This window comes from Acinetobacter sp. LMB-5 (assembly GCF_001541635.1).
Lineage (GTDB): Bacteria > Pseudomonadota > Gammaproteobacteria > Pseudomonadales > Moraxellaceae > Acinetobacter > Acinetobacter pittii.
Map to the genome: position 1 here is coordinate 250,964 of NZ_LRDR01000003.1, position 17,416 is coordinate 268,379.

General features: G+C 38.6%; 17 protein-coding genes. 8 read left to right on the forward strand and 9 right to left on the reverse strand.

The window, feature by feature from the left end; genetic code table 11:
- Positions 1–30: 30 nt before the first annotated feature.
- The 3 genes from murC to gshB all read right to left on the reverse strand — a co-directional run bounded on the left by murC (position 31) and on the right by gshB (position 3,770).
- Positions 31–1,479: a UDP-N-acetylmuramate--L-alanine ligase gene (murC, locus tag AW165_RS04620; RefSeq protein ID WP_002122011.1), complete on the reverse strand. Its 1,449-nt coding sequence runs from the start codon at positions 1,477–1,479 to the stop codon at positions 31–33.
- Positions 1,480–1,490: 11 nt separating this feature from the next.
- Positions 1,491–2,588 carry an undecaprenyldiphospho-muramoylpentapeptide beta-N-acetylglucosaminyltransferase gene (gene murG / locus AW165_RS04625; protein WP_005078668.1) on the reverse strand — a complete coding sequence of 366 codons (1,098 nt, stop codon included), beginning with the start codon at positions 2,586–2,588 and terminating at the stop codon, positions 1,491–1,493.
- Positions 2,589–2,825: 237 nt separating this feature from the next.
- Positions 2,826–3,770 (reverse strand): glutathione synthase, encoded by a 945-nt coding sequence (gene gshB / locus AW165_RS04630; protein ID WP_002121985.1) that lies wholly within the window; start codon positions 3,768–3,770, stop codon positions 2,826–2,828.
- A 160-nt stretch (positions 3,771–3,930) separates the two neighbouring features.
- Here gshB and AW165_RS04635 point away from each other — a divergent pair, with 160 nt between their 5' ends.
- From AW165_RS04635 to AW165_RS04645, 3 genes are all read left to right on the forward strand, one after another.
- A complete protein-coding gene (locus AW165_RS04635) occupies positions 3,931–4,143 on the forward strand; it encodes a DUF1737 domain-containing protein (RefSeq protein ID WP_005066797.1) in 213 nt (70 codons plus the stop codon).
- A gap of 230 nt (positions 4,144–4,373) precedes the next feature.
- Positions 4,374–6,563 (forward strand): TonB-dependent receptor, encoded by a 2,190-nt coding sequence (locus tag AW165_RS04640; RefSeq protein WP_212823827.1) that lies wholly within the window; start codon positions 4,374–4,376, stop codon positions 6,561–6,563.
- A gap of 141 nt (positions 6,564–6,704) precedes the next feature.
- A complete protein-coding gene (locus AW165_RS04645) occupies positions 6,705–7,172 on the forward strand; it encodes a surface-adhesin E family protein (protein ID WP_060465094.1) in 468 nt (155 codons plus the stop codon).
- 51 nt (positions 7,173–7,223) lie between these two features.
- Here AW165_RS04645 and pyrE read toward each other — a convergent pair whose 3' ends face one another.
- Entirely contained in the window at positions 7,224–7,874 is a 651-nt protein-coding gene (gene pyrE / locus AW165_RS04650; protein WP_060465095.1) for an orotate phosphoribosyltransferase, read from the reverse strand.
- 38 nt (positions 7,875–7,912) lie between these two features.
- On the opposite strand from pyrE, the gene AW165_RS04655 reads away from it, so the two are divergent.
- Together AW165_RS04655 and AW165_RS04660 are read left to right on the forward strand one after the other, a co-directional pair.
- Complete coding sequence (locus AW165_RS04655) at positions 7,913–8,737, forward strand: exodeoxyribonuclease III (protein WP_016142748.1); 825 nt, start codon at positions 7,913–7,915, stop codon at positions 8,735–8,737.
- A gap of 452 nt (positions 8,738–9,189) precedes the next feature.
- Positions 9,190–9,540 (forward strand): arsenate reductase, encoded by a 351-nt coding sequence (locus tag AW165_RS04660; protein ID WP_060465096.1) that lies wholly within the window; start codon positions 9,190–9,192, stop codon positions 9,538–9,540.
- 37 nt (positions 9,541–9,577) lie between these two features.
- Here the strand turns inward: AW165_RS04660 and AW165_RS04665 are convergent, their stop codons facing one another.
- Entirely contained in the window at positions 9,578–10,015 is a 438-nt protein-coding gene (locus AW165_RS04665) for a DUF2147 domain-containing protein (protein WP_002121971.1), read from the reverse strand.
- 152 nt (positions 10,016–10,167) lie between these two features.
- Here AW165_RS04665 and AW165_RS04670 point away from each other — a divergent pair, with 152 nt between their 5' ends.
- Both AW165_RS04670 and AW165_RS04675 read left to right on the forward strand, forming a co-directional pair.
- Positions 10,168–11,079: an alpha/beta hydrolase gene (locus AW165_RS04670; RefSeq protein WP_004790086.1), complete on the forward strand. Its 912-nt coding sequence runs from the start codon at positions 10,168–10,170 to the stop codon at positions 11,077–11,079.
- A gap of 174 nt (positions 11,080–11,253) precedes the next feature.
- Positions 11,254–12,447, forward strand: a complete 1,194-nt coding sequence (locus AW165_RS04675) for a GGDEF domain-containing protein (RefSeq protein ID WP_060465097.1) — start codon at positions 11,254–11,256, stop codon at positions 12,445–12,447.
- Here AW165_RS04675 and dsbD read toward each other — a convergent pair.
- The 4 genes from dsbD to AW165_RS04695 form a co-directional block, all read right to left on the reverse strand.
- The gene (dsbD, locus tag AW165_RS04680; RefSeq protein WP_060465098.1) at positions 12,442–14,268 is read right to left on the reverse strand and encodes a protein-disulfide reductase DsbD; all 1,827 of its coding nucleotides are present in this window, start codon (positions 14,266–14,268) and stop codon (positions 12,442–12,444) included. The genes AW165_RS04675 and dsbD overlap by 6 nt on opposite strands.
- Before the next feature lie 18 nt (positions 14,269–14,286).
- A complete protein-coding gene (locus AW165_RS04685) occupies positions 14,287–15,054 on the reverse strand; it encodes a transporter (protein WP_060465099.1) in 768 nt (255 codons plus the stop codon).
- Between the two features lie 12 nt (positions 15,055–15,066).
- Positions 15,067–15,612, reverse strand: coding sequence for an ankyrin repeat domain-containing protein (locus AW165_RS04690; protein WP_005066773.1), 546 nt, complete (start codon positions 15,610–15,612; stop codon positions 15,067–15,069).
- 153 nt (positions 15,613–15,765) lie between these two features.
- Entirely contained in the window at positions 15,766–16,116 is a 351-nt protein-coding gene (locus tag AW165_RS04695) for an HPF/RaiA family ribosome-associated protein (protein ID WP_001019316.1), read from the reverse strand.
- Positions 16,117–16,368: 252 nt separating this feature from the next.
- On the opposite strand from AW165_RS04695, the gene puuE reads away from it, so the two are divergent.
- Positions 16,369–17,334 (forward strand): allantoinase PuuE, encoded by a 966-nt coding sequence (gene puuE, locus AW165_RS04700; protein WP_060465100.1) that lies wholly within the window; start codon positions 16,369–16,371, stop codon positions 17,332–17,334.
- Positions 17,335–17,416: the final 82 nt, after the last annotated feature.

Sequence of the window (17,416 nt, forward strand, 5' to 3'; positions counted from 1 at the left end):
TCCTTAACCCGATTATTCAATACTTTTTGTTTATTTCACATACAAATGGTGTTGTGCAAGTTCTACTGAAATTGCTCCCACGTTACCCGCACCTTGTGTTAATAACAAGTCATTTGGTTGTAACACATTTTGCATGATATTTTGCAAATTACCTTCAACCGGATCGACCAAAATTGGTTCTACTTGTCCGCGTAAACGAATACTACGCGCTAAAGTACGGCTGTCTGCACCCACAATAGGTTTTTCACCAGCAGGGTAAACTTCCAACAGTAATAATTGATCGACTTGAGAGAGCACTTCAATGAAGTCATCAAAACAATCGCGAGTACGAGAGTAACGGTGTGGCTGGAATAACATAACCAAACGACGGTCCGGATGGCTCTGACGAGCAGCTTTAATAGTTGCTTCTACTTCTTTCGGATGGTGTCCATAGTCATCAACTAACTTAACGTTGCCATCAGCAAGTTCAAATTCACCTTGCACTTGGAAGCGACGGCCAACACCACTAAACCCTTCTAATGCACGGCTAATTGCATCATCAGAAACACCTTCATCTGTTGCAACACCAATTGCTGCCAAGGCATTTAAAACATTATGTAAACCTGGTTGATTAATTGTTAAACGCAATGGTTCACGGCCTTTACGCAACACAGTGAAGTGCGATTGCATACCATCTTGTTCAATATCAACTGCACGAATGTCATTATCTTCATTAAAACCATAAGTAATGACCGGACGGCCTACACGCGGCAGAATTTCACGAATGTTTGCATCATCACCACAAACTACAGCCAAGCCATAAAATGGTAAGTTATGAAGGAACTGTACAAAAGTATCTTTTAATTTATCAAAGCTACCTTCATAGGTATCCATATGGTCAGCATCGATATTGGTTACAATCGCTGCCATTGGTTGCAAATAAAGGAAAGATGCATCTGATTCATCAGCTTCAGCCACGATGAAACGGCTTTCACCTAACGCCGCATTTACGCCTGTACTGTTAAGTAAGCCACCAATAACATAAGTTGGATCAAGGTTTTCTTCAGCCAACATCGTCGTCAAAAGACTTGTAGTTGTAGTTTTACCATGTGTACCAGCCACAGCAATACCGTGACGGTAACGCATAAGCTCGCCTAGCATTTCTGCACGACGTACAATTGGAACACGCTGCTCAATCGCAGCTTTAATTTCCGGATTTTCCGGATCAATTGCTGTAGAAACTACAAGCACATTGGCATTTTTAATATTTTCCGGTTGATGGCCAATATAAACTTTGATGCCATTTTTCTCTAATTGTTCTGTAGTTTTAGACGCTTTAATGTCTGAACCGGAAATTTTATAGCCTTGGTTACCCAAAACCTCTGCAATGCCACACATCCCAGCGCCACCGATCCCCACAAAATGAATGTGTTTGATACGGCGCATTTCAGGCACTTTAATCAGTTTTTTTGCTTGGTTCGCAGCTGTTGATGGAGACATAGTAAATCCGATTACATTTTTTGGATAAGATCAACCACATGCTGAGTCGCATTTGGTTGGGCATGTTGACGCGCTTTCACTGCCATTTCAGTAAGTAATTGGCGGTTCATCAGCGAAGTGAACAATTCATTTAAAACATCTGGTGTCATGGTCGATTGCTGGCAAATTTTCGCAGCACCGACATCCGCCAGAAATTTGGCATTTGCAGTTTGATGGTCATCAACTGCTATAGGGAGTGGTACAAAAACTGCGGCTACACCTGCTGTTGCAACTTCTGTTACCGTTAGTGCTCCAGCTCGGCAAATAATTAAATCTGCCTCACTATAAGCTTTTGCCATATCTTCAATAAACGGCAAAACGTGTACAGTTAAATTAGCTGGTGCATCTGCATAAAGTGCTTGAGTTGCCTCAACTTGTTGCTGACCACACTGGTGAAAAATATTGAGTGGAACTTGTAATTGTTTTAATGCTGGAGGTAAGCGTTCATTGAGTGCTTTAGCACCTAAAGACCCGCCCACAATTAAAATATTTAAAGGCTTGCCCGCTTGTTCACGCTCATCATAGCGCCACTTTGGGCTTAAAATATCCGTGATTTCACGACGCACAGGGTTTCCTGTGGTTACAACTTTTCCACCAGCAGGAAAGGTATTTGGAAATGCTTCACATACGACTTTAGCAACACGAGACAACTGCGCATTGGTAAAACCAGCAACTGCATTTTGCTCGTGAATGAGAACAGGAATACCTAACAAACGTGCAGCTAAACCACCTGGACCAGCGACATAACCACCAAAGCCTGCAACCGCATCAACTTTAAGTTGTTTCATATAGCGCATTGCACTAAAAGTGGCTTTTAAAATTTTAAAAGGTGCAGCAACTTTACGGACTAATCCATTGCCACGAACACCTTGGATATCAATTTGATATATTGGAATATTTTGATCTTTTAATAACCGATTTTCCATACCTGTTGGCGTGGCTAACCATGAAACCTGACAACCTTGTTGTTGAAGTTGTTTGGCTACGGCGAGGGCTGGAAAAACATGTCCACCTGTACCGGCAGCCATCATCATGACATGTTTGGGTTTGCTTTGCTGTGAATCGGTCACGGTCTAATTCTTCAACTCAAAAAACAATGGAAATTGTCATCTATTTTTGTAGCCGTTTATTTTAATCCTAAAGCTTCATTAACGAAAAGCTAATTTCACTCGTTTATAACAGAAAGATGTGCTTTTTTGAAAATATGCCTACAAAGCTGTGGTGTATTTAGTATTGTTATTTTATTAATTCATATATTTTCAGGTGATTTCCAATAAATACCGCTGAAAATCACCCGAAATAAATAATTAAGCTGTGCGACCACCTTCTAGTACATCAAATAGATCATCGGCAATTGATGTACCAAATTGAGCATCAATTTCGCGGATACAGGTTGGACTAGTGACATTAATTTCAGTGACATAATTACCAATTACATCAAGTCCAACAAATACCAATCCTTTTTCACGTAAGAAAGGCCCGATTTTCGCTGCAATCTGCTTATCATTTTCAGTAAGCGGACGCGCTTGGCCTAAACCGCCTGCTGCCAAGTTACCCCGCACTTCACCATTTTGTGGAATACGAGCTAGGCAGTAAGGAATAGGTTCGCCATTTACCATTAAAATACGCTTATCCCCTTCTACAATTTCAGGAATGTAGCGTTGAGCCATAATTGGACGAGTACCTAGCTCTGTAAGCATTTCTAGGGTAGAACCAATATTTACACCATCTTGGTATAAACGGAAAATTCCCATGCCACCCATACCATCAAGTGGCTTAACGATTACATCGCCATGTTCTTTAATAAATTCACGAATTAAACTTTGTTGCGATGTCACAAGTGTAGGCACTTGTAGTTCTGGAAACTGCGTTGCAAAGAGTTTTTCATTGCAATCACGCAGTGACTGAGGCTTGTTAATAATCCATGAACCTTCGCGCTCAGCTTGCTCAAGCACGTAAGTCGTGTAGACAAAATTCATGTCAAACGGCGGATCTTTACGCATGAGCACAACATCGTAAGCCGCGATAGATTCTTTTTTCTTTTCGCCTAACTCATAGTAATGGTTGTAATCTTCAAAAACCTTTAACGGTGAAATGAGACCGTAAGCTTTGCCTTGATCGATATATAAATCTTGTTGTAATGCATAACCTAATTCATGTCCACGACGGCTCGCCGCCCACAACATTGCCATGGTTGAATCCTTTTTAAGGTTTACGGTTTCAATCGGATCCATGACGACAAGTACACGCATGCTCAAGCTCTTCTTAAAATTTAAATTAGCATGAGTATAACTGAGATTTTTCACTGGTTTTTCTTAATTTCAGTAAAACCTTATCGGTTATTTCTTTATCTTGAATTAAGGTAAATTCAGTTAAACTATGATCATAAAATATTATTTTTAAAGGCTAAACATGAAACTTTATCGCTATTTAACTGGCCCCGATGACTCTGCTTTTTGTGCACGAGTGACTAAAGCTCTAAATCATGGTTGGGAGTTATATGAAGCACCCACTATGACCTTTAATGGCACGCATGTCATTGTGGGACAAGCAATTTGCAAAACAATTGATGAAAATTATGATCCAGAAATGGATATTTTAGATGTTCTCAAAAATAACACGTAATTCCAGAAGGGTGCTTTTAATCGATGAAAAGCCCCCTTTAAAACCCAATTAACAAGAAAAACTAATGAGTCAACTCATACAATTCGTTTAATTTGCTAATTAACTTATTAAAAATCAGTTATTAAAAAATAAATATGTCATTTTTTAAGATAATAGTTCTTTTATTCTAAACAATTAAATGATTATAATTATCATTTATACTTTTATTTTTGTTAATTGATTTTATTTTTATGTTAAGAATTTCTATACCATCTCCCCAAATGAAGCGTCTTTTCCCGCTGAGCTTACTCAGTTTAATGATCTTGAATATTCAAGGTGCCTACGCAGAGGAAGCGACTGATTCAGCGGCAAAAGTTGCAGCAACCATGCCTACCATAAAAATTGAGGCCATGAGTGAACTCGACCCAATTAAAAGTTATATCGACTATGACAAAGCCAATGTCACACGCAACGGTTTAGACAAAAAAGATATTCCTCAAACCGTCGATACGATTGATGTTCAGAAATATAAAATTTATGGATCAAATGATTTAAGCGTTATGCTGCAAGGCACCCCAGGGGTATCAACCAGTTATGATATGCGCGGTGATGGGATCACGATTCGTGGTTTTGGAGCTGATACAGGTGATATTTACCGTGATGGTATACGTGAAAGCGGACAAGTACGTCGTAGTACAGCAAATATCGAACGTATTGAAATTTTAAAAGGCCCCGCCTCTGTTTTATATGGCCGTAGTGCTGGCGGCGGGGTTGTGAATATGGTGAGTAAATTCGCCAATTTTGACTCTAAAAGTTCAGTTGGTGCGTACGCTGGTTCATATGATAACTACGGAACAACGGCTGACATCAACCAAGTACTTAATGACAATCTAGCAGTACGTTTAACTGGAGAATATGGCGAGTCAGGCAGCTTCCGTTCTGGCATTGAAAATAAAATTGAAATGTTTTCACCAAGTTTTACTTATAAAAATGATGATGGAACACTCACTTGGACCACACAATACACCTATGACAAATTAGGTCGTGTACCTGATCGCGGACCATCACGTGACATTCTGCCTGCAGGGACTTCAATTAAAATGGGATTTGCCCAAGACGGCGATTATGTTGATGATATTTTGCAAGTTGTCCGCACCGATGTGAATTATCAATATGCGCCTGATTGGAACTTTCACTGGGCAGCAAGTTACCGACAAGCAGAACAGAACTTTGACCACTTTTATTTTGGAACTTATTGTGGTTTAGATGGTAAAAACTCAAAGAATGAGTCTTGTACTAAAAAAGGTTACGTCGACCAAATTTACTACTGGCAACAAACCAGCAATAAGACCACCACCAATACCTTTGATATTAAGGGCAAGTTCAAAACAGGCTCGCTTGAACACCAAATTATGGTGGGTACAGACTGGACTTATGAGCAACGAGAGCCACGTCTAGCCAATAAAACTCAAAATGGGTCAGCCATTTATGGTTACGTTAATCCAATCACTGGTGAACGAGAGTACAGTCGTGGCAATGGCCCATTAGAAATTAGTCAGCATAACTATAATGAAGGCACAACTTACGGCGTATTTATTCAAGATTTAATTGGTCTAAATGACCAACTTAAACTGATGATGGGCATCCGCTACGATTACTTTGACTTTTCAACCACTAACAAAATTAAGAATGAACATCGTAATGTAAAAGATGGCAGCTTTAGCCCAAATGTTGGTTTGGTATGGCAACCGCTTCCTGAACATAGTTTTTATACGTCTTACTCTAAGAGCTTTGCACCGTTTGGTGGACAAATGGGTGTTAACCAAGTTACTGGAAACACCGATGTCACAAAAATGGATAAAGAACCTCAATATAACGAGCAATATGAAGTTGGGGTAAAAAGCGAATGGTTAGATAATCGTTTAAATACTCAATTTTCTGTCTTTGATATTCGTAAAAATAATATTCGCTATAAACCAAATCCTAATGAGCAACCAGAAGTATGGGCAACTGCGGGACAGCATCAATCTCGTGGTCTTGAATTTAGCTTTATTGGTCGCGTACTTGATAATGTCTTTGTCCGTGGTGGTTATGGCTACACAGATGCAAAAGTAAAAGAAGATAAACAAAAACCTGAACAAGAAGGCAACTATTTAGCCAACACATCTAAAAACACGGGTAATTTATTTGTTCGCTATTTACCAACTGAACAGTGGTATACCGAAGTGGGTGTGACCTATGTGGGCTCTTATTATCCAAATATTAATAATCAAGTAAAAATGGAAGGCTTTAACCGTGTCGATGCAGCGATTGGCTATAGTGCAGATCCGTGGAATGTCACACTTGCGGTAAATAACCTAACCAATAAAGAGTACTGGCGTTCGGACAGCATGCCAGGCACACCACGTAATGTGTTATTGCGTTTGAATTATCAGTTTTAAGTAAATATTAAAAAGGCATACCCCTATTTAGGGGTATGCTTTTTTAATAATAAAAGAAACAAGTTTTTTATCTTCAATAAATAAAATATTTAATTTTTAGATTATACTTTCCTCATTAAAGATACCAATTAAATCAACAATATGGATAAACAGTTTATTTTAACTTTTTTATTATTTTTTTTATCGCTATCAACAGAGGCAAAAATCATTACTCTTTCAATTGATACATATCAAAACTTATCAAAACAACAGCAAAATAGTATTAAAGATAACCTCAACAAAGGATGGATCAGTTATGCTAGAGATGATACAAAAATTCATTATTTGAGTTATCAACTAATTAAATCTATTTCAGATTCCATCGTAATAGCCCCAGTTAAAACTACATCAGTCAATCTAGGAGATTTAAACTCTATAGGGTTATGGCAATTTGACTGCAAAAATAAAAAAATGATGTTGTTGTCTACAGCAACTTATTCAATTACGAATTCTAAAATATTTTCAATAGAAGAAGTAGAATTTCCAAAAGAAGTACCAGCTATTCCTAATTCTATGGCAAATAGAATTTTAGAAATGGCATGTGTTCTGAACTACATAAAAAATAATTAGTCATAAAAGGAAGAAGAGCTCAAGCGCTCCTTCCTTTTATATTATTAAAAATCAAATCCCGTATTTCTCGCGATAAGCTTGCATGTTTGCTAGGGCTTCTGTTTCGCCTTTCGCTTCTAAATAATCCATTAAATCTTTCATGGTAATCAGTGCATGCACAGGGATTTCTAATTCTTTTTGAACTTCTTGAATTGCGGAAAGTTCACCTTGACCACGTTCTTGACGATCTAGCGCAACCAACACACCCGCAATAGTTGCACCAGCATTTTTCAAAATTGTTACCACTTCGCGAATCGCTGTACCTGCGGTAATTACGTCGTCAATAATCCAGACTTTTTTACCTTCAACCGCAGCACCAACTAATACACCGCCTTCACCATGATCTTTTGCTTCTTTACGGTTAAAGCCCCATGGCACACTTTTGTTATGGACTTGAGACAAAGCAACAGCAGTCGCTGCTACAAAAGGAATACCTTTGTAAGCTGGTCCAAAAATCACATCAACATTTTCACATTGTGTTAATTTATCAGCATAGCCTTGCGCTAAAAGAGATAAAGCTTCACCATCGTTGAGTAGGCCTGCATTAAAAAAATAAGGACTCACGCGTCCAGATTTTAAAGTAAACTCACCAAATTTAAGCACACCGCGTGATAATGCGAGTTCGATAAATGCTTGCGGGTAAAATGACACAGGCGTTGTCATGAGGTGCTCCAAATTCACAATTGAGGTTAAATTTTCGCATGATACCAAAGGATCAGTATCCAAGTGATGTAAAAATTCTTCGAGTCGTTTCCATTAACGTAAATGGCTTACGTTCTTCAGTAACGAAAGGCTTACTTGAATGGTTAGAACAATCAGATGCCGATGTCGTATGCATGCAGGAAAGCCGCATTACCCATGAACAATGGACTGAAAAATTTAGACCCGAAGGATGGCATACCCATCTCTTTCCAGCAGAGCGTGCAGGTTATGCGGGGACTGCAATATATAGCCGCTTACCCTTTGTCTCTGTTAAAGATGGATTAGGGTTTGAGCTGGCTGACAGTCAAGGCCGCTTTATTTCTGCGGAATTCGATTTAGGTTTGTCACATCCAGTACATATTGCGTCATTATACTTACCTTCGGGCTCAAGTGGTGAAGAAGCGCAAGCACGTAAAGATTTATTTTTAGGTGAATACGCGAAAATCTTGAAACAATGGCGTGATGAAAACAAGTCAGTCATCATTTGTGGTGACTACAACATTGTTCATAAACGTATTGATATCAAAAACTGGTCTGGTAACCAGAAATCTTCTGGTTGTTTACCACATGAACGTGCGTGGCTTGACCATATTTATGATGAACTTGGCTATGTCGATACTTTCCGTGTAGTTCGCGCAGAAGCAGAACTTTATTCATGGTGGTCTAATCGCGGTCAAGCTCGTGCAAAAAATGTAGGGTGGCGTATTGATTACCATGCATGCTCGCCAGACTGGAAAGCACGTACAATTAACGCATGGGTTTATAAAGATCAATGGTTTAGCGACCATGCACCCGTTATTATCGACTATAAAATTCAAGAATAAGTGAACACTCGTTCACTTACATTGTCGTTTTCGCTTACAGCATATGTCGTTTTTGAGTATTTTTCTTACACAGCTTTAACGGCATTATAGCCCCACGGCACAGGGAAGCAGTCAGGATGACGCAAAAGGATAGGACGCCGTAGGAAGATAAAATAAACTTATGATAAGTTTATTTGCAAGGATGTGACATTGGACGTTGAAATGAGACCCGCATGATCAGGATGATTAAATGCGGGTTTTCTCTTTTCTGTCTCTTATTTTGCGCTAAGTTCTTTTAGTTTTAACTTCTTCTTATTAAGCTCATTATTACCTTGTCTTATGACAATAACATGACATTTCTCTTCCGATTAATCATTAATTTTCATTTGTTTTAAAAGTATCGGTATAAAGTAGTGCTTAAAAGCATTTTGGGTTAGGCTGTGTGCTCTCTCTTTTTGACATGGTCCGATAAAATGTTAAAAATTTATGGAATTAAAAACTGTAACTCAATGAAAAAAGCATTTGATGCCTTACAGGCTAAAGGGCTTAACTATGATTTTCATGATTATAAAAAACAAGGCATTGATGCAGATACTTTAAAAATCTGGTTAAAAGAAATTGGACAAGATACTGTTCTCAACAAAAAAGGAACGACTTGGCGCAAGCTTTCAGAAGAAGAACAAAATCGTGCTCTAAGCAGTGAAGATCACCTGATTGAAGCACTTATTGCTCAACCAAGTTTGATTAAAAGACCTGTCTTAAAAACTTCACAAGGTTTCATTGTAGGTTTTGATGAAACCACCTATCAAAATATTCAAGCCTAAAAAAACGAGCCATTTGGCTCGTTTTTTATTAAAACTTTTAGTTCGCGCGAATCCACGTTTGGTTACGACCAAGTGCAGAAACGCCAATATAACCACGTAATTTAAGCTTTTTGCCGCCATCAGTTAACTCACCTTTCAGTTTGTAAGTTTTACCTGATTTTGGGTCTAAAATCGTACCGTTTTCATAACTGTTACCACCTACATTTTTTAAATTATGTACAATGGTGACACCTTTAAGCGGTTTGTTTTTGTACGGACCTTCACATTTTGTACAAGCGTTTTCTTCACCCGGTGTCAAAATGTTCTGAATGGTTGCAGTTAAGGTTCCGTCCTTCTGTTCCGTAAATTTCACTACGGCTTTTGGCTTGTTGGTCTGATCATCAATCGTTTTCCATACCGTTCCATTGAGTGAATCAGCCGCATTGGCAAATGCAGCCATACCAATGAGTCCTAAAGCTAAAGCAATCTTTTTCATTTTTGTAATATCCTTGGGTCTTTCAAGATTTTCAGTATTCAGAAGTCGCAAAGATATTGCAATTTTTGAATGTGACTGTTTCGTGTAACCTTGTAATCTTGCAAAATAAAATTTACAAGAAAACAAGAAACTAGCATAAAAATGGATGCTATATGAATATATCAAATGTTTGGAAATATTATTTTACAGAAACTTTTCTTAAAACAACAATTCGTAAGCCAAGCCAGCTAAATTTGCCAGCTACTGCCTTACGCCCTGTACTAGATCAGATGTGTCGTGCTTTTCCACGACAAAAAAATGTTTCTGTGCGCCCGATTCGACTAGCAGGTATTAAAGGTGAAGAAATCAAACCGCAAGATTCTGCGACTCAGCTGATTTTTCACATTCACGGTGGTGCTTTTTTCCTTGGTAGTGTTAAAACACATCATGCTTTTATGACGGATTTAGCTGCCCGCACTCAAATGCAGATTATTCATGTGGACTATCCACTTGCACCTGAACATCCATACCCTGAGGCAACTGAAGCTCTGTATGACATTTATCAGTCTTTGGTAGTACAAGGCATCCAACCGAAAGATATTATTTTATCGGGTGACTCATGCGGGGCAAATTTAGCGCTAGCACTTTGCTTGCGTTTAAAAGAACAACCTGAACTCATGCCGAGTGGCCTGATTTTATTGTCTCCATTTTTGGATTTAACACTCACGAGTGAGTCTCTTCGGTTTAACAAAAAACATGATGCTTTATTATCAATTGAGGCCCTACAAACAGGCACTCAGTACTATATAGGCAATCATATCGCAGCCGATGACCCACGTGTTTCACCTATTTTCGATGACTTACATGGACTACCACCAACTTTGGTTCAAGTGGGTTCTAAAGAAATCTTATTAGACGATGCCAAGCGTTTTAGAGAAAAAGCTGAAGATGCTGGCGTTAAAGTTCAATTCAAACTTTATACGGGCATGTGGCATAACTTCCAGATGTTTAATGCATGGTTTGATGAGGCTAAACAAGCATTGGCAGATATTGCTGAATTTGCACACGAACTCGATAAAACTTAATTTATTTATAAATGATGTGAATAGGCCTCAAAACTTTTCACATCATTTTCTTTATAAAAAGTCATCATATATAAATTGAAAATCATGTTATGTTTAAAATATAAATTATTGAAACAATCCAATTTTAGGATGGTCTAACAAAGAGGCATCTATATTTAGGAGCCCTTATTTATTATGAAAAATCGTTTAATCACTTATCCCGTAAATAGAATAAAACAGGTGATAATCGATTTCATCCACAATAATCACATCATCAATTGGACGCCATTACAAAAAAGCGCACTGATGCTCACACTTGCTTGCGCAATGAATTTCAGTTGGATTTTATGGAAAGGCTATATTTTAATTACACCAAGTGTCTGGCAATGGGCAAATTTACCTTTAGTTGAATCACAAATCTGGCTCAATTTATTTACCTTATTTTTATTAGGCGCTTTGATAATCCCCTGTTATCACTATAAAAATGATGAATGGGCTCAAAAAGTTATTCCTTTCATTAGCGTGCAGTTCTTTGCACTTATGCTATGTCATGATGGATATTTAATTGGCAGTATCAGCCCTGCCACTATGGTCGGTTATGTGGGTACGATTGGGGTGGGTTTGGTGTTATTTGACCGTAAAATTGTTTATAGCGCCCTTGTACCTGCCACAATTATTTTAACTGTTTGTACATATTTAAGTATGACAGGTGCTTTAGCGTATGCACCTCTATTTAATTTTAGAGCCATGGATCATGCCCAAACCAATTCTTTCTGGTTAGGAAGTATGGCTTTTTTTATTATGCCTATTTTATTGGCCTGTTTTGTTTTATTTGAAATATTACTCACCCAATGGCGTCAGCGAGAAACTTATATTCAACGTTTAAGCCAAATCGACCCATTAACTAATGTATTAAATAGACGTAGTTTAAACATGCATTTGGAGTCGCTACACCAACAACAATTTGATTATGCTGTGGTACTTCTTGATATCGATCATTTTAAAAAAATTAATGATATATACGGCCATCATCAAGGCGATCAAGTCTTAATTGAAATTGCTCAATGTCTTTCTGAGAATTTACGTAGCGAGGATATTATTGGTCGATTTGGTGGAGAAGAATTTATTTTACTACTCCCTCACACCGATATTATTCAAGCAGAAAAAATTGCTGAGCGTTGTCGCCAAGCCTTGCAAGAATTACCTGTTTTTACCGCTCAAAATAATCCTATTCACATTAGTGCGAGTTTTGGAATAAGCAGTTCAGCTTTTGCACAAGATCCTTATCTGGTTATTCGGCAGGCTGACCAAGCACTCTATGCAGTAAAAGCTTCGGGACGTAATCAGGTACGTACATTTCATCAGACCGAAACTATTGATACTTTATGATTCTTTAAATTTTGCCAAACTCGCGAGTTGCTGCAAAAGCTCTTGCTGACTAAAAGCGCCCGTTAAACGTAAAGCACGAATCTCTTTTTGCTCTGGGCTTAAAAATAAATAGGTCGGTGGTCCTAAAATATTCCACTGCTTGAGTAGCGCTTCATGCGACTGGTCATAATGGCTCAAATCAAGCTTAATTAAATAATAAGGTGCAAGAGCAGACTGGACCTCTGGTGCTTTTAAAATACGGTGCTCAATCGGTTGGCAGGCAACACACCAATCTGCATAGACATCAACCACAATAGCTCGATCAGCAGGTGCTGCCGCTAAAATTTTCTCAAAGTCTGCTGCACTAGTCGCAATATGCCACTCGGCCATATGATTAGAACTTTGCAAGGTTCGATTTTGAATGTGTTGATATTGGTTATAGGCTACAAAAGGTGTAACGATTAATAATAAAATCGCGTAGAGCCCTTGTAGTTGCCCTTTTTTCCAGAAAAACTGATAAACAGCATAGGTTATAAAAGCAAGGCCTAATACGAGGCTAAGCACTTGCATGCCCAAATCTGGCAGCAAAGGACGAATAAAATAAAGACTTAATCCCAACATCAGAAAAGCAAAAATTACTTTAATCTGATGCATCCAGTCACCAGCTTTAGGCAAGAATTTTGCCCCTAAAATACTTGCCAGCAATAGCGGAATTCCCATTCCAAAGCCTAGACAGAATAAAAGCAAAGCACCTTGCCACTGATTTTGCGTTTGAGAAATAAATAACAAAGTTCCGGCGAGTGGTGCAGTCATACAAGGACCCACCAAAAGCGCAGAAACGACACCCATAACTCCAGCACCGACCAACGTGCCGCCTTGTTGCATTGACTGAATACGGTCAAGTCGGTTTAACCATGTCTGAGGTAAACGAAGCTCAAACAAACCAAATAAGTTCAGAGCAAAAACAATAAACAGCAAACTAAAAGCAATTAAAGTTGCTGGCTGTTGTAACCAGCGTTGGAAATTTAAGCCTGCCGAAGAAGCAATTAAACCTAAGCCTGCGTAAACCAATGCCATGCTACACACAAAAGTAAGCGCAATCGTCCAAGCCTTTAGACCTTTATGTTCGCGAATGATCAGTGAAGTTAAAATAGGAAGCATCGGTAAAGAACATGGCGTAAATGCGAGTAACATGCCTAAACCTAAAAATAATAAAACTCCATACCAAAGCGAGTGTTCAATTAACTTGGCTGACCAGATCTGATCTTGCGCAATTTGAGGTGTAGTTGGATCAGCTGCTGTCTCTGTACTCTGCTCTTTTTCTAAAGATTCTGAACCCGAGGAAGTGTCGGATTGTGTATTCGCTAAATCTAGTAATCTTTTTGGCGCTGTTCCTGCTTGGTTTTGCACACCCACCAAGCCATCTGCATCGGTTTGAAACTCAATGGTCTGGGGTGGATAACAAATACGGTCTTTGGCACAGCCCTGCCAAGTCACACTATAGTGCTCTGAAGGCTTAGTCTTAATTTGGAAATTAACTTGATGGTAGTAAACCTGACTTTGCCCATAATTTTCATCATATTGGGCAACCGCTTTAGGTAACTTTAAAGTTAAAGGTTGAGTACCTTGTTGTACAGAAAATTTATGCTGATAAAGATAATAATTTGGCTGAATCTGCCAAGACAAACTCGCAGTATGCGGCTCAGAAGATTCAACCGAAAATGAAAAAGCTTGTTCGGGCGAGAGTAGCTTATCTTGCGCAGAAACCAACTGGCTAAACATGCAAACAGCAACTGCTAGAAAATAAAGAATTCCCTGATGAATAAGCTTTTTCATTAACATAAATTTAAATTGCTTCGATTAGAACAAGAATGCCACGCCTAAGCCACCGTTGTAGCTCTTGTCTTGACCCTCTAAATCAACCCCGATACTTGCATCGAGCTGAGTACGATCATTTACTGCGTAGACTAAACCTGTCCCTAGACCATATTCGTAGTCTTGGCTTTCAGCTTTACGGTAAATGAACTCAGAATAACCTGACAGCTTACCTGCGATTTTATAATCAATCGTCGGGATTGCAGTTACTGCCCAGTTACTATTTTGTACTTCGTAGCGCATGGTAATTGATGTGCCTACTAAGTCATTATATTTATAAGCGACTGCTGAACTTAGGCTATAAATATCGTCATGTGCAGTAAATTCATCATTTCCAGTGGCAATGATCGCTTCAGCTAACACAGCCATTGATAAATTTTCATCGTTTAGATCAATTGCTTTTTTCAAACCGATGCTGACATCACCAAAACCTGATTTATCATGTTTTTTACCAGCACGTTTAGTTTGAGTCCATGCTGGACCTTGCCAACCTAATTGTAATTCCAAACCATCAGCTAAACCGGTACGGAATAACATATCTTCATTTACAGTTACGGTTTTTTCTTTGACGCCATCAACCGTTGATTCTGTATAAGTTGCACTTGGCAAACCTTGTTCCCAAGCCAATTTACCAACTGGAGTAATCCCTGTTCCCATACCAGCACCTGGGCGGTCAAAAGAGAACTCTGCAGCAAAAGTACTTCCTGCGGCAACAGTGGTCAAAGCAAAAGTTAAAATTTGAAATGTTCTCATTCTATTATCCAATCAAGTAGTTAGTTCTTTTGACATTTTTGCCCCATGTTGGCGCAATAATTCTAATGTTTCACGCTCTTCTTGAAGCGCTTCTGACCAATCTATTTCATCAAAGTCACAATCAAAGAACAACTGACTGATTGAAGATAAAATAGTGAGTCCCTCTTCATCGCGTGTGTTTGGATCAACTTTTTCATTTAATAAACGTTGAACGGCTGGCGCACATGCCGAGCTTGCCGCATCCCATAAAGGACCATAAAACTCTTCTGCATCCCAAAGGTGTACATTCGCTTTGGCTTGAATCAAAGCTTCGAGAATATCGAGGTAAACTTGTAATGATTGTTGCTTTTCTTCTTTTGATAGTGGTGTACCCGCTTCATAAGCTTCTGATACATCTTCCCACCATTTAAAAATTCCATCACAAATGATTGATACAGGTGGCCCTTGTTCCGGATCAATAAAGTTCGGATCAAGTCCTTCAGCAAGTAATTTTTGCACTTGCGCGAGTTCTAATTCTTCTATGGCTTTAATTAAAGCTTGCTGCTGGGTGGTTAACATGACCATCTCTCAAAAATATATTAGGGCTATTATGCCTAATCTCTTCTGAAGATTTTAGAGGTTGATTGCATCGCATTGCAAACCTAATGTTGTGAATAGTTTTATTTTCATTAAATATAAAAAAAGCCCCGAAGGGCTTTTTAGCATTTTAAATTAAACTTCATCATCAATGAATTCTGGTTGACCACCTCTCGGGTGTTCTTTTTTCTCAAAAGTATGTTCAAGGCTACGTTTTAATTTTTCAATCGCGCCATGAATCGAGGCGTCAATATTTCCTGCTTTATGATGTACTGCAACTGGTTTCAAACCTGAAGGACGCGCTTCAATCATACAGTGGATATCTTTGTCACCACCTTTGTCCCCATTTTCATCACTAAAATGAACCGAAAAATGCGTAATACGTTCGCTATGACGTTGGAATTCTTGAGTAAGTTCTGCACGTACATAAGTAATTAAACGTTCGCTGTTATGGATGTTTTTATCTGTGCGGATTTCAATATTCATAAATACCATCCTCTCTTTCTTACTGTGGATCTTTTCTATGCAAAACTTTTTTATGTTGGCATGTTTTAAGCATGCATGAACTGACTTCAATTGTACATTTTGATGGTGTAATGGTTTGTTATCTCCTGACTTAAACGTACTGCTTTTAATTTATTTTGAAGATCTTCATACCTTCAATATCAGTCCATCTATAAAAATATGCAAGCTGATTTTTTAAATTTTTATGAAAAATTGAACAAAAGGAGAGCAATCGTGTCCAAATCTTATCTATCTGGAGCAGAGCTTATTGAGCAAATCCAGAAGTCTCCTTATTCACGTGATTTAATCGGATATCACGGGCAACCGCCACAAGTTAAATGGCCTAATAATGCCAAGGTTGCTGTGCAATTTGTTCTTAATTATGAAGAAGGTGGCGAAAAACATATAGAGCATGGCGATGATGGCTCAGAACAGTTTTTATCAGAGATTATTGGCGCTGCAAGTTACCCAGCTAAACATATGTCGATGGACTCTATGTACGAATATGGTTCACGTGCTGGTTTTTGGCGCATTCATAATGAGTTCCAAAAGCGCAAACTTCCAATGACCATTTTTGGGGTTGCAATGGCGCTTGCCCGCAACCCTTATATTGTAGAAGCGATTAAACAAGCTGATTATGATGTGGTTTCTCATGGTTACCGCTGGCTTCACTATCAAGATACCGATATTGAAGTCGAAAAACAGCATATGGAGCAGGCTTTAACTGTCTTAGAAAACCTGTTTGAAAATAAAGTGATAGGTTGGTACACCGGACGTGACAGCCCCAATACACGCCAGTTACTCGCAGAGTTTCCACAAATACAATATGACTCAGATTATTATGGTGATGACCTGCCTTTTTGGACAACGCTTACCAATGCTGATGGCGCATCACGTCCTCATCTGATTATTCCTTACACTTTAGAATGTAACGACATGAAGTTCTGTTCACCAGGCGGCTTTAATAGTTCAGAACAGTTTTTTCAATATTTGAAAGATAGTTTCGATGTGTTGTATGCAGAGGGAGAAACTGCACCAAAAATGATGTCGATTGGAATGCATTGCCGCATTTTAGGGCGTCCAGGCCGTTTTAAAGCACTACAGAAGTTTCTCGACTATATTCAAATGCATGATCGGGTCTGGATATGTCGTCGTCAGGATATTGCTGAACATTGGTATAAAAATCACATAACTAAATAATTGATTTTTAATTTTCAAAATCCTTAAACGAATTAAAACTCGCTATTGGCACTGTTATTGCTAAAACTCTATATCAAGACAA

What these genes read in the sequence shown, in the direction of transcription:
- gshB (WP_002121985.1), bottom strand. Translation starts at nt 3,770, where the DNA reads ATGCGTGTACTTGTCGTCATGGATCCGATTGAAACCGTAAACCTTAAA.
- murC (WP_002122011.1), bottom strand. Translation starts at nt 1,479, where the DNA reads ATGTCTCCATCAACAGCTGCGAACCAAGCAAAAAAACTGATTAAAGTG.
- AW165_RS04640 (WP_212823827.1), top strand. Translation starts at nt 4,374, where the DNA reads ATGTTAAGAATTTCTATACCATCTCCCCAAATGAAGCGTCTTTTCCCG.
- AW165_RS04670 (WP_004790086.1), top strand. Translation starts at nt 10,168, where the DNA reads ATGAATATATCAAATGTTTGGAAATATTATTTTACAGAAACTTTTCTT.
- AW165_RS04660 (WP_060465096.1), top strand. Translation starts at nt 9,190, where the DNA reads ATGTTAAAAATTTATGGAATTAAAAACTGTAACTCAATGAAAAAAGCA.
- AW165_RS04675 (WP_060465097.1), top strand. Translation starts at nt 11,254, where the DNA reads ATGAAAAATCGTTTAATCACTTATCCCGTAAATAGAATAAAACAGGTG.
- AW165_RS04695 (WP_001019316.1), bottom strand. Translation starts at nt 16,116, where the DNA reads ATGAATATTGAAATCCGCACAGATAAAAACATCCATAACAGCGAACGT.
- pyrE (WP_060465095.1), bottom strand. Translation starts at nt 7,874, where the DNA reads ATGACAACGCCTGTGTCATTTTACCCGCAAGCATTTATCGAACTCGCA.
- AW165_RS04665 (WP_002121971.1), bottom strand. Translation starts at nt 10,015, where the DNA reads ATGAAAAAGATTGCTTTAGCTTTAGGACTCATTGGTATGGCTGCATTT.
- AW165_RS04635 (WP_005066797.1), top strand. Translation starts at nt 3,931, where the DNA reads ATGAAACTTTATCGCTATTTAACTGGCCCCGATGACTCTGCTTTTTGT.
- AW165_RS04645 (WP_060465094.1), top strand. Translation starts at nt 6,705, where the DNA reads ATGGATAAACAGTTTATTTTAACTTTTTTATTATTTTTTTTATCGCTA.
- AW165_RS04690 (WP_005066773.1), bottom strand. Translation starts at nt 15,612, where the DNA reads ATGTTAACCACCCAGCAGCAAGCTTTAATTAAAGCCATAGAAGAATTA.
- dsbD (WP_060465098.1), bottom strand. Translation starts at nt 14,268, where the DNA reads ATGTTAATGAAAAAGCTTATTCATCAGGGAATTCTTTATTTTCTAGCA.
- AW165_RS04655 (WP_016142748.1), top strand. Translation starts at nt 7,913, where the DNA reads ATGATACCAAAGGATCAGTATCCAAGTGATGTAAAAATTCTTCGAGTC.
- AW165_RS04685 (WP_060465099.1), bottom strand. Translation starts at nt 15,054, where the DNA reads ATGAGAACATTTCAAATTTTAACTTTTGCTTTGACCACTGTTGCCGCA.